Origin of the sequence: Polynucleobacter sp. (assembly GCF_044342855.1) — a bacterium.
Taxonomy (GTDB): domain Bacteria; phylum Pseudomonadota; class Gammaproteobacteria; order Burkholderiales; family Burkholderiaceae; genus Polynucleobacter.
In genome coordinates this window covers 19071-30544 of the sequence record NZ_JBIIPA010000025.1, presented here as the reverse complement: position 1 = coordinate 30544, position 11474 = coordinate 19071, and the positions used below count along the sequence as shown (strand labels likewise).

Genomic DNA, 11474 nt, shown 5'->3' with positions numbered 1-11474 from the left:
TCACCACGGTGATCTAAAACCATTTGAACGGTGCGTTTGCGTACTTCAGGGGAAAACTTACTAGATTTGCTGTTCATGACTCTATCTTCTCAAAAGTTAGAGCCTCCATTAAAGCCGGGGCGGTTCAATACGCTATTTGTGGTGGGTGATTGTATGCTTTGGTCGGGTAGAGGCCATTGCCCGCCTAGCAATAGGCGGCCTTAAAATGGTAGCGATTGGCTTTTTGAATAAGAATGGGCGGTCTTTCTGGTGGTAATACGCAACCCCTAGAAACTAATGCATATCTAAATATTAACCCTGGTTAGGGCCATTGGCATGAACATATTCAATTCAGCACCCAAATTAAGTTTCAAGCCCTAGAGAAACCCTCGCATCAATTGCGCGCCTGGCATTTCTTACTACCTCGGGGAAACCGCTCTTAACCACATCCCCTGAACTTGATCGGTCAGATTAATTGGAATCAGCTCAACATCCACATGCTCAAGCGCATATACACGAAATAACTCATCTGCAAACGCTTGGCCTATTTCATTCACTTCCGAAAAGTCAAGAATAACCTTTTTAAATCGATCAAATCTTGCTATTAGCCTTTTCGCTTGAGATCTCGATACTAGCTGTTCATCTCCATATTGCGCCAAACGCATTGGAACGACTGTTTTAGAGAAATCAAAATCATCAGGAGCATTCGTGTATTGCGCATAAATATCAGAAGCAGCTCTAGTGGACGATAAGTCTATATTCATAAAGACAACCGTTCCGCCAGTAAAAATACCCTTTGCGTCACGCAAAAAATCATTATCTGCCTTGATGTCATGATGATATTCCAAACCATTAGCCTTAATCCAAAAAGAATCAAACATCCGAGATGTAAAAAATATGCCCTCGCCACTATGTCTTGTTGGATCTGTAGTAAATTTTCCCTTGGATAACTCAAACAAAGCTTGCCTCATATCAACAAGCCCCAATGCATCCGATATTTTTTTAAATATTCCTATACCATTATCGGAAATAGCAAGACCAAACCTATCCTCTGACTGTCTTGCCCAAATGAACACCTCATCACCGGCTGAGTGGTCAATGGCGTTATTAAGCATTTCCGTAAAACCATGATTAACGATATTGAGTACATTGGGCGATAAACTTAAGTATGGTTTAAAGTCATTAGCCCAAACCAAATCCTCTTCTAGATCTTTTAATTTATAAACCCTAGAAATGTCCCGTTTATAACCAAGGCTAAATATCGGTCTAGTAGATGGTCCACTGCGGGCAATCCATCCACCCTCTTCAAGCTGCTTAATGTAATTATTCGCAGCCACCCTTGAAACAGCAAGATGCTGCGCGTAATACCGAGTTAAATCCTTGGGATGCTTTACTACATCCTCTGTAACGGTATCAATCAGATCTTGAATGCGGGAGGGTTTTGCCATGCTAGGATTATAAAGTTAAAAACTGATATCTGTAAACTTAAAATCCACTAACTGTAAACTTATAATTTTACCTGGTGGTGGGAGGCACATTCGGGGGCTAACTAAGCGGCAAGACAATATGAATACCAAGGTACAAAGCCGCCTCTAGCAATAACGGGCACAAATTGGGCAGTAAATTTTGTGTAAATTTCTAACCCATTGATTTTAAGAGGGGTTTTGGTCGGGGCGAGAGGATTTGAACCTCCGACCACATGCACCCCATGCATGTACGCTACCAGGCTGCGCTACGCCCCGACGAGAAACAAAATTGTATCAGTAACTATTTGGAGAGAATTTGCAGAACAGCCTGCAACTCATCACGCAAGCGAAGCTCACCACGAGCCTCATCTAGGCGATTTCTGGCACCACTAATTGTGAAGCCCTCTTCATACAAAAGTGCCCTAATCTTGCGGATTAAGACAACCTCATGATGTTGATAGTAGCGACGATTGCCTCGACGCTTTTGAGGGCTTAGTTGTGAGAACTCTTGTTCCCAGTAACGGAGTACGTGGGAGCGAACACCGCACAGGTCCGATACCTCACCGATGGTGAAATAACGTTTAGCGGGAATTGGGGGGAGCTGCGAACTGAGCAGCGCCGACCCAGCATCAAATGCTGTTTTCTCGAGCATGTGACTCAACTACGTCTTTAAGCTTTTGACTTGCATGAAATGTAACGACGCGACGGGCTGCAATCGGAATCATTTGACCAGTCTTAGGATTGCGACCTGGACGGGCAGACTTATTACGTAATTGGAAATTGCCAAACCCAGAAATCTTCACCTCTATGCCAGTTTCTAAAGAGCGTCCAATGCAGTCAAAAAAAGCATCAATCATATCTTTAGCTTCGCGCTTATTCAGGCCAACCTGATCAAAGAGGGCTTCCGATAGCTCATTCTTGGTAACAGTATCGTTGCTAACTAAATCATTCATGGCGTAAGTCTCTTTGAAATATCTCTTACTAATATTAAACCTAGCGCAGACGAGCTGCGCAATTTTTCTCAAGCGATGACAATAAAGCTGTCACAACCGCTTCAATTTGTGCATCCTGCAGGGTTTCTTGTGGATTCAACAAGGTAACGCGGAAAGCCAAGCTCTTCTCATCATCAGCCATACTGCTAGAGCCGGCTTTAGGCTTGAACTCATCAAAAAGCTCAATTGCTTTTACAAAGTTCTGCTTTTTCCCGTTCATTGCATCAAGCAAAGTCTGAGCAGAAACAACCTGCTTCACCACTACCGCTAAGTCTCGTTGAACAGCAGGGAATTTACTCAACTCTTCCGGCTGCGGAATACCAAGATTGCGAATTGCCTCTAAATCCATTTCAAACAGCACTGGAGCCTGAGGCAATTCATAAGCCTGTTGCAGGCCAGGATGTAATTCACCAATCCAGCCAATGTTTTGCTTACCAGCTGAAGTTAATAGTTGAATCTGCGCGCTACGGCCAGGATGCAGCGCAGGATGAACTGCTGCCTCAGTTGTGAAATACAAGGGATCGAGCGCACGCTCCAGATCACCCTTCACGTCAAAGAAATCAACTGCACGATCTGTGCTCGCCCATTGCTCAGGAATAAATGAGCCATAAGCCAAACCGCCAATTTGCTGAGGCTGATGAAAACCAGCCACCTTGCCGGCCTCCTCTTGAACGATAGCATCACGCTTAAATACGCGACCAGTCTCAAATAAACGTACACGGCCAGCGCCACGATTCAGATTTGACTTGAGATTACCTAATAAACCACCCCATAGATTGCTACGCATCACGCCATACTGACTAGCAATTGGATTGAGTACGGCAATTAAATCTTTTTCAGTAGCAGCAGCTAAGCGTTGCTCGCTTTCAAGATCGGTAAATCCAAAATTCACCGCCTCTTGATATCCCTGCAGGGCTAAACGTTGGCGTAATAGATGCACTCCACGCTTTGCTTCAGCTTTAGCACTCATCTTCAAAGAAGAAACAGGCGGCACATCAGGAATATTTTCAAAGCCGTACATGCGTGCGACTTCTTCGATTAAATCTTCTTCAATTTCAATATCAAAGCGATAGCTTGGTGGCGTCACAACAAATACATCACCTGCTTCTTGCTTAAACTCAAAACCTAGGCGCTTAAACACGTCGGCAACAATTTCAGCGGTTAGTGGGATGCCAATGACTTTCATGGCACGAGCCAGACGCATGCTCACTGGCATACGCTCAGGGATGGCTAATACTTGATCATCAACTGGTCCAACTTGACCGCCACATACCTCAACAATCAGAGCCGTTAAATACTCTAAGCAGTTAGCAGTATTTTGTGGATCAACACCACGCTCAAAGCGATGTGCCGCATCTGTGCTGAAATTAAAGCGACGTGCACGACCCTGAATTGCTGAAGGCTGCCAATAAGCTGCTTCAACATAAATATTTTTAGTGTCGTTAGTTACTGCGCAATGATTGCCACCCATGATCCCAGCCAAAGCCACTGGACCTGCTTGATCGGCAACTACACCAGCCTCTTGAATCTTGCCTGCAGAATCAGGGCCCTGCAAAGTGACTGTCTGGCCATTTAATAACTTGAGACTTTCACCTGACTTTGCCCAACGAACTGATAAGTCGCCATTTAATTTATCAATGTCAAACACGTGGGTTGGCTGACCAATTTCCAACATGACATAGTTAGACAAATCAACTAAAGGAGAAATACTTCTTTGACCTGCGCGAGATAAACGCTGCACGATCCAATCTGGTGTTGTTGTTTTTGGATTAACACTACGAATAACGCGACCAGCAAAACGACCACAAAGATCAGCGTTTTCAACGCTAACTTTGAGCTTGTCGGCAATAGTGACATTTACTGCAGTCCATTTAGGAGCGCACAATGCGGCACCGGTGATGGCTGACACTTCACGAGCCATGCCCATCAGCGATAAACAATCTGCTTTATTAGGTGTTAACTTAATAACAAAGATCTGGTCATCTAGATTTAGGTACTTACGAATGTCTTCACCCACCGGTGCATCTGCAGGCAACTCCAAAATACCTTCGTGATCATCGCCAAGACCCAGCTCGCGACCGGAGCACAACATGCCCTGGCTTTCTACACCACGCAGCTTGCCCACCTTGATCATGAAAGGCTTGCCGCCCGCTTCGGATGGCGGCAATTCTGCACCAACCATAGCGCAAGGAATTTTGATGCCAGCACGCGCGTTTGGTGCGCCACAAACAATTTGTAATTCTTGGCCAGTGCCAGCATCAACTTTACAAACACGCAAGCGGTCTGCATCCGGATGCTGCTCAGCTGAAATAATTTGTGCGATGACAATCTTTGTAAATGCAGGCGCTACTGAATGCTGCTCTTCGACCTCAAGGCCAGCCATAGTCATTGCATGACCTAAGGCATTGCTATCGAGAGAAGGGTTTACATATTGGCGTAACCAAGATTCAGAAAATTGCATATGCGCTATCTACTATTAGAAGGTTGGCGAATTAAGCCGGAAATTGCGCTAAGAAACGGAGATCGTTCTCAAAGAAAAGACGTAAATCATCAACGCCATAACGCAACATCGTCAAGCGCTCCAAGCCAGAGCCAAAAGCAAAACCGGTATAGCGCTCTGGATCAATACCCATATTGCGCAATACATTCGGATGAACCTGCCCTGCTCCAGAAATCTCTAACCAGCGGCCGGCTAACTTGCCGCTACCAAAAGCCATATCAATTTCAGCTGAAGGCTCAGTGAATGGGAAATACGATGGGCGGAAACGAACTTGTAACTCATTCGCTTCAAAAAAAGTTCTCAAGAAATCGGTATACACGCCCTTAAGATCAGCAAAGGAAACGCTCTCTGCAATCCACAAGCCTTCAACCTGATGGAACATCGGTGAATGGGTTGCATCACTATCAACGCGATAGGTTCTGCCTGGAGCAATCACTTTGATTGGCGGCATCACATCAGCATGAGCATATTTCTTTACGTGCTCACTCGCATAACGAATCTGAATCGGGCTGGTATGGGTACGCAATAACAAAGGCTTGCCATTGGAATCTTTACCATCAATATAGAAGGTGTCCTGCATTGAACGTGCAGGATGATTCTCAGGGCTATTTAAGGCTGTGAAATTAAACCAATCGGTTTCAATTTCAGGGCCATCCGCTACATCAAAACCAATCGAGCGGAAGATCTCTTCAACGCGTTCCCAGGTGCGCATCACGGGATGCAGGCTACCTACTGCTTGGCCACGGCCAGGCAAAGAAACATCAATCGATTCCGCCGCAAGACGTTGGAGCAATACCGCATCAGCCAATGCTTGGCGACGCTCTTGCAATACAGCTTCTACTTGGGTTTTGATTTGATTAATTTGGGCGCCAGCACTCTTGCGCTCATCAGGCGACATTCCACCAAGCGCTTTTAAACGCTCAGTGAGAGCACCTGACTTACCGAGATACTTGGCTTTCGCGTCCTCTAGAGCTGCCGCATCGGCAGCTCCGAGGAAATCACGTTTAGCATCCTCGACAATGTGGTCGAGAGAAACCATTGCAGCTTAGCTATTAAATAAACTAAGAATTAAGCTGCAGCGCTTACTACGGATTTGATCCGAGTAACCAAAGCAGCGAAAGCCGCTTTGTCAGCAATGGCCATATCAGAAAGCACTTTGCGGTCGAGTTCGATCGCAGCTTTCTTCATGCCATTCATGAATACGCTATAGGTCATGTCATGCTGACGAACTGCCGCGTTGATACGAGCAATCCACAATGCGCGGAATACACGTTTCTTATTGCGACGGTCACGATAAGCATATTGACCAGCACGCATAACTGCTTGCTTAGCAATACGGAATACGTTTTTACGACGTCCACGATAGCCTGTTGCGGCATCGGTGATTTTCTTATGACGGGCTCTTGCTGTAACCCCACGTTTGACTCTTGGCATTTATTTCTCCTGATCTAGTCTGAGGTTAAGCGTATGGAAGCATGGAGCGAATTGACTTAACGTCTGCCTTCGCAACTTCGGTAGTACCACGTAGGTGACGCTTATTCTTTGTGGTCTTCTTGGTGAGGATGTGGCGCTTGAAAGCCTGGCCTCGTTTGATCGTTCCGCCTGCGCGAACCGTGAAGCGCTTTTTAGCGCTACTCTTGCTCTTCATCTTGGGCATAAAGCACCCCTTCTTCTGCATGTGCAACATAGGTGGTAACCGACGGTTACGCTTCCTGTACCTAGAAGCACTTCTTACAACCAGAGTCTTGCGACCCCTCCCTACTTAAACAACAAACCCAATCTTGCGATTTGGTTTGTTACTTAGCCTTACGAATGGGGGCCAATACCATCACCATCTGGCGGCCTTCCATTTTTGGAAACTGCTCTACTTGACCAAACTCAATCAGGTCTAACTTCAAACGCTCCAACATTCTGACTCCGATTTCTTGGTGGGCCATTTCACGACCCCGAAACCGCAGCGTAATCTTTGTCTTGTCGCCATCTTCTAAAAAGCGGATTAGATTGCGTAGCTTCACACCATAGTCGCCATCATCTGTGCCGGGACGGAATTTAACTTCCTTCACCTGAATCACTTTTTGCTTAAGCTTAGCTTCATGCAAACGTTTGGCTTCTTGGTACTTGAATTTGCCGAAGTCCATGATGCGGACTACAGGTGGCACAGCCGTCGGAGCAATTTCAACCAAATCGGTCTCTTTCTCTTCTGCTAAAGCCAAGGCTTCACTCAACTTAACTACACCGATGGGTTCTCCATCCAGTCCAATCAGACGCACTTCAGGAGCAGTAATCTCCCGGTTTATGCGCTGCGATTTATCAGTAGCGATCTTCTTAATTCCTTTAAAAAAACAATAAAAACCGTTCCACCCCTAGCTAGGCTCGGGTCCGACTTTCTGGGAAATATCCTGCTGGAGTCGGGCAACGAAGGCATCAAGAGGCATTACACCTAAATCCACTCCGCCACGGGCACGAACGGCCACCGAATTACTTTCTGCTTCTTTATCCCCTACAACTAACAAAAATGGGAGCTTCTGTAATGCGTGCTCGCGTATTTTATACGTAATTTTCTCATTCCGCAAATCCGATTCGACTCTAAACCCTTGTTTTTTCAGAGATTGCTGGACTTTTTGTGCGTATGCAGCGGAATTATCCGAGATATTGAGGACTACAGCCTGGGTCGGGGCAAGCCAAACAGGCATGTTTCCAGCATGGTTTTCGATCAAAATACCGATAAAACGCTCCAAAGAACCTACAATTGCCCTATGAAGCATCACTGGAGCCTTACGAGTGTTCTCTTCGGTGACATATTCAGCACCTAAACGAGCCGGCATCGAGAAATCGACCTGAATCGTGCCGCACTGCCAAGTACGTCCAATGGAGTCCTTGAGGTGGTATTCGATCTTGGGGCCGTAAAAAGCACCCTCGCCTGGCAATTCTTCCCATTCTTGGCCAGAAGTAGTCAAGGCACCACGTAAGGCGGCCTCAGCTTTATCCCAAATCGCATCGTTACCAACGCGCTTGACTGGACGCAAGGCTAGCTTGACAGCCACTTCAGTAAACCCAAAATCTTGATAGACCTCGCGAACCGCTTTATCAAATGCAGCTACTTCTGACTGAATCTGATCTTCGGTACAGAAAATATGGCCATCATCTTGCGTGAAGCCACGTACACGCATCAGGCCATGCAATGCTCCCGATGGTTCATTGCGATGACACTGACCGAACTCACCATAACGCAATGGCAACTCACGATAACTATGCAAGCCTGAGTTAAAAATCTGAACGTGTCCTGGGCAGTTCATCGGCTTTAATGCATAAGCGCGATTCTCTGACTCGGTCGTAAACATGTTTTCTTTGTAGTTATCCCAGTGACCAGACTTTTCCCACAATCCGCGATCGAGAATTTGTGGAGCCTTCACTTCTTGATAACCTTCGCGCCGATAAACGCGGCGCATGTACTGTTCAACCTCTTGCCAAATAGACCAGCCCTTTGGATGCCAGAAAATTAAACCAGGTGCTTCAGGTTGAAAGTGGAATAAATCCAAGAACTTACCAAGGCGACGGTGGTCGCGCTTCTCGGCCTCTTCGAGCATATGCAAATGGGCATCTTGATCTTCTTTTTTCAACCAAGCGGTACCGTAGATCCGTTGCAGCATCTCATTCTTGCTATCGCCGCGCCAGTAAGCACCAGCAACGCTCAGAAGCTTGAATACCTTGAGCCTGCCGGTAGTCGGCACGTGTGGTCCACGACATAAGTCAGTGAACTTACCTTCAGCATACAAAGAAACATCCTCGCCTTGCGGAATGCTAGAAATAATTTCTGCCTTGTAGTTTTCGCCTTGATCTTTAAAAAACCTCACCGCTTCATCACGGGGCATCACTGTACGAATCACTGGCTCATCTTTTTTAGCCAGCTCAGCCATTTTCTTTTCGATCGCCACTAAATCCTCTGGCGTGAATGCACGATGGAAAGAGAAGTCGTAATAGAAACCGTTTTCGATTACAGGGCCAATAGTGACTTGCGCTTCTGGGAAGAGCTCTTTAACGGCATAGGCCAGCAAGTGTGCTGTGGAGTGACGGACAATCTCGAGAGCCTGAGGGCTTTTATCGGTAATGATGGCCAGCTGACTATCTTTGTCGATAACAAAGCTAGCATCAACCATCTTGCCGTCAACAATGCCACCAAGGGCTGCTTTGGCAAGACCGCCACCAATGCTTTGGGCAACATCAAGAACGCGAACGGGAGCATCAAACTCACGTTTAGATCCGTCTGGCAAAGTAACTACAAGCATGACCATCCCATCTTAATAAGATTCAGCCGATTGACTGATGTACTGCATAACATCCACCAAAAAGAAAGCGCGGGAGCTTTTGGGCAACCGCGCACTTTTGGGTCTTTATTCGTTGGTAGGCTCGATTGGACTCGAACCAACGACCCCCACCATGTCAAGGTGGTGCTCTAACCAGCTGAGCTACGAGCCTATATAGCCATAGAGTTTATCACCGGCGGCGCACTTGGGTCACCCCTTTGACCTCTTCGAGACTGTTTTGAACCAAACGTAAGGCTTCTGAGTCTTTAATTTCCACAGTCAATAGGATTTGAGCAAGGCCACGCTTGGCAGATTTACGCAAATCAATGACATGAACACCCTGCCTTGTCAGGATTTCAAATAACTCGCGCATGAGCTCAGGGCGATCCAGGCCAGTTACCACTAAATCAGCCGGAAATACCCGTTTTGCATCACCCGCGGGCAAAGCTTCTGCAGAGGCTGCATTCCAAGCGGTCTGAATAACGCGCTCAGGGGCTCGCTCCAAGAGACCTCTAAAAGTTTTGCAAGTTCGACGATGAATGGATACGCCACGGCCCTGAGTCACAAAACCGGCAATCACATCTGGTGGCACTGGCCTGCAGCATCGCGCCAACTGGGTCAGCAGTGAATCCACCCCGACCACCAAAACATCGCCCGCTTGACCATGCTTTCGGGTGCTTTGCTTGAGAATAATCTCAGATGTTGGAGAGGCCGCCTTGGCTTCTGGCTTTTGCTCAGCCTTGACCTCAGTAGACTTAGCGCCCGCCTCTTCATCGTCCAAAGCATTAAACCAAGTACGCACACGAGTGCGGGCACGCTGTGAGCGCAAGTAGTTACGGTTAGGGCTAATCCAATCCCGGGATGGCCCGCCATGTTTTACGGCAATGATTTCAATTGTCTGACCATTCTGCAATTGCGTATCCAGAGGCACCATCGCGCCGTCAATTCGAGCGCCACGACAGCGATGACCAAGATCGGTATGAACGGCATATGCAAAGTCGATGGGTGACGAGCCCTTCTCTAATGAAATGACTTTACCCAGTGGAGTGAGAACATAAATATGGTCGTCAATCTCATGGTGCTTCAGTTGCTCCCAAGCATCTTCTTTCCAGGAGATCAGCTGCCTTGCCCAAGCAATCTGACGCTCATAGGCTACTGCTGCACTGTGCGTGCCAGTTTGATGACTTGGGTTTGTCGTGCTTGGGGCATTCGGGGTAGTTTTATTTTTTGGCGGCGTTGCAGCACCAACATAAGCGCCTTCTTTGTAGCGCCAGTGCGCAGCCAAACCATACTCAGCCTGTTGGTGCATTTCATTGGTACGCACCTGAATTTCAAATGCGGTACCGTGCTCGTCCATTACTACGGTATGCAAAGATTGATAGCCGTTGGGTTTAGGTCTAGCAATGTAATCATCGAATTCACGTGGAACAGGCTGCCAAACGTTATGCACTATTCCTAAAATGGCGTAGCAAGATTTAACGTCCTCAACCAGAACTCTAAATGCTCTGACATCATAGAGATTGGCAAAGTCGAGTGACTTGCCCTGCATCTTTTTCCAAATACTGTAAATGTGTTTTGGGCGACCCTGAACCTCACCGTGAATATGCGCGGCATTTAATTCTTCTTTGAGTTTTCTGACAATCTGCTCAATAAAGGATTCACGCTCGATACGCTTACCATCCAACATCTTGGCAATGTCGCGATAAACCTCGGGGGAAAGAACTCGAAACGCCAAGTCCTCCATCTCCCATTTCATTTGCCAAATACCGAGACGATTGGCCAATGAGGCATCAATGTTCAGAATCTCTTGCGCCCAAGCTTTTGGCATCTCCAACTTTTCTTGAGCAACCCAACGCAGCGTTTGCAAACGAGAGGCAAGATAGATTAGAACAACGCGTAAGTCATCGCCAAAAGCGAGCAACATCTTTCTGAGCATCTCCTCCTGCCCAGAAATACTCAGACCACCATCATTGCGAACTAGCTTAGCTTGAGCTTGCCTGAGCCCACGGTATCCAATCAGGAGTTTGGCTGACTCATCACCAATAAGTTTAGTCAGCGCTTCTTTGCCATGGGTGCGCGCAATATTAGTCGCAGCGGTTAGAGTGGCCTCATCAAGATGAAGCTGCTTGAGAATGCTATGAACGCCGGCAGCATGATTTTCAGAGGGCTCACCATACCAGCCATCAACAATTTTGATGCTCTCAGATGCATTGCCAGCATTGGACATAGGCGA

General features: G+C 46.9%; 10 protein-coding genes and 2 tRNA genes. All 12 read right to left on the bottom strand.

Features of this window, described 5'->3' with window-relative positions:
• Positions 1 to 398: 398 nt before the first annotated feature.
• Complete coding sequence (locus tag ACIQZ3_RS08575; protein WP_397392218.1) at positions 399 to 1427, bottom strand: STAS-like domain-containing protein; 1029 nt, start codon at positions 1425 to 1427, stop codon at positions 399 to 401.
• Positions 1428 to 1644: 217 nt separating this feature from the next.
• Positions 1645 to 1721: transfer RNA gene (locus ACIQZ3_RS08570), tRNA-Pro, on the bottom strand.
• Positions 1722 to 1746: 25 nt separating this feature from the next.
• Positions 1747 to 2097, bottom strand: coding sequence for a MerR family transcriptional regulator (locus ACIQZ3_RS08565; RefSeq protein ID WP_215303472.1), 351 nt, complete (start codon positions 2095 to 2097; stop codon positions 1747 to 1749).
• A complete protein-coding gene (locus tag ACIQZ3_RS08560) occupies positions 2075 to 2398 on the bottom strand; it encodes an integration host factor subunit alpha (RefSeq protein WP_397392216.1) in 324 nt (107 codons plus the stop codon). The genes ACIQZ3_RS08565 and ACIQZ3_RS08560 overlap by 23 nt, the downstream gene beginning before the upstream one ends.
• Before the next feature lie 40 nt (positions 2399 to 2438).
• Positions 2439 to 4898 (bottom strand): phenylalanine--tRNA ligase subunit beta, encoded by a 2460-nt coding sequence (pheT, locus tag ACIQZ3_RS08555; protein WP_397392214.1) that lies wholly within the window; start codon positions 4896 to 4898, stop codon positions 2439 to 2441.
• A gap of 31 nt (positions 4899 to 4929) precedes the next feature.
• The gene (gene pheS, locus ACIQZ3_RS08550) at positions 4930 to 5976 is read right to left on the bottom strand and encodes a phenylalanine--tRNA ligase subunit alpha (protein WP_397392212.1); all 1047 of its coding nucleotides are present in this window, start codon (positions 5974 to 5976) and stop codon (positions 4930 to 4932) included.
• A 29-nt stretch (positions 5977 to 6005) separates the two neighbouring features.
• Positions 6006 to 6371, bottom strand: coding sequence for a 50S ribosomal protein L20 (rplT, locus tag ACIQZ3_RS08545; RefSeq protein ID WP_015421011.1), 366 nt, complete (start codon positions 6369 to 6371; stop codon positions 6006 to 6008).
• A 25-nt stretch (positions 6372 to 6396) separates the two neighbouring features.
• Entirely contained in the window at positions 6397 to 6594 is a 198-nt protein-coding gene (rpmI, locus tag ACIQZ3_RS08540) for a 50S ribosomal protein L35 (protein ID WP_046330084.1), read from the bottom strand.
• Positions 6595 to 6733: 139 nt separating this feature from the next.
• Entirely contained in the window at positions 6734 to 7267 is a 534-nt protein-coding gene (infC, locus tag ACIQZ3_RS08535; RefSeq protein ID WP_397392220.1) for a translation initiation factor IF-3, read from the bottom strand.
• Positions 7268 to 7300: 33 nt separating this feature from the next.
• Positions 7301 to 9223 carry a threonine--tRNA ligase gene (gene thrS, locus ACIQZ3_RS08530; RefSeq protein ID WP_397392210.1) on the bottom strand — a complete coding sequence of 641 codons (1923 nt, stop codon included), beginning with the start codon at positions 9221 to 9223 and terminating at the stop codon, positions 7301 to 7303.
• Positions 9224 to 9336: 113 nt separating this feature from the next.
• Positions 9337 to 9413: transfer RNA gene (locus tag ACIQZ3_RS08525), tRNA-Val, on the bottom strand.
• Between the two features lie 18 nt (positions 9414 to 9431).
• The gene (locus tag ACIQZ3_RS08520) at positions 9432 to 11468 is read right to left on the bottom strand and encodes a RelA/SpoT family protein (protein ID WP_397392208.1); all 2037 of its coding nucleotides are present in this window, start codon (positions 11466 to 11468) and stop codon (positions 9432 to 9434) included.
• Positions 11469 to 11474: the final 6 nt, after the last annotated feature.

What these genes read in the sequence shown, in the direction of transcription:
- ACIQZ3_RS08520 (WP_397392208.1), bottom strand. Translation starts at nt 11,468, where the DNA reads ATGTCCAATGCTGGCAATGCATCTGAGAGCATCAAAATTGTTGATGGC.
- ACIQZ3_RS08565 (WP_215303472.1), bottom strand. Translation starts at nt 2,097, where the DNA reads ATGCTCGAGAAAACAGCATTTGATGCTGGGTCGGCGCTGCTCAGTTCG.
- ACIQZ3_RS08560 (WP_397392216.1), bottom strand. Translation starts at nt 2,398, where the DNA reads ATGAATGATTTAGTTAGCAACGATACTGTTACCAAGAATGAGCTATCG.
- rpmI (WP_046330084.1), bottom strand. Translation starts at nt 6,594, where the DNA reads ATGCCCAAGATGAAGAGCAAGAGTAGCGCTAAAAAGCGCTTCACGGTT.
- thrS (WP_397392210.1), bottom strand. Translation starts at nt 9,223, where the DNA reads ATGCTTGTAGTTACTTTGCCAGACGGATCTAAACGTGAGTTTGATGCT.
- pheT (WP_397392214.1), bottom strand. Translation starts at nt 4,898, where the DNA reads ATGCAATTTTCTGAATCTTGGTTACGCCAATATGTAAACCCTTCTCTC.
- rplT (WP_015421011.1), bottom strand. Translation starts at nt 6,371, where the DNA reads ATGCCAAGAGTCAAACGTGGGGTTACAGCAAGAGCCCGTCATAAGAAA.
- ACIQZ3_RS08575 (WP_397392218.1), bottom strand. Translation starts at nt 1,427, where the DNA reads ATGGCAAAACCCTCCCGCATTCAAGATCTGATTGATACCGTTACAGAG.
- pheS (WP_397392212.1), bottom strand. Translation starts at nt 5,976, where the DNA reads ATGGTTTCTCTCGACCACATTGTCGAGGATGCTAAACGTGATTTCCTC.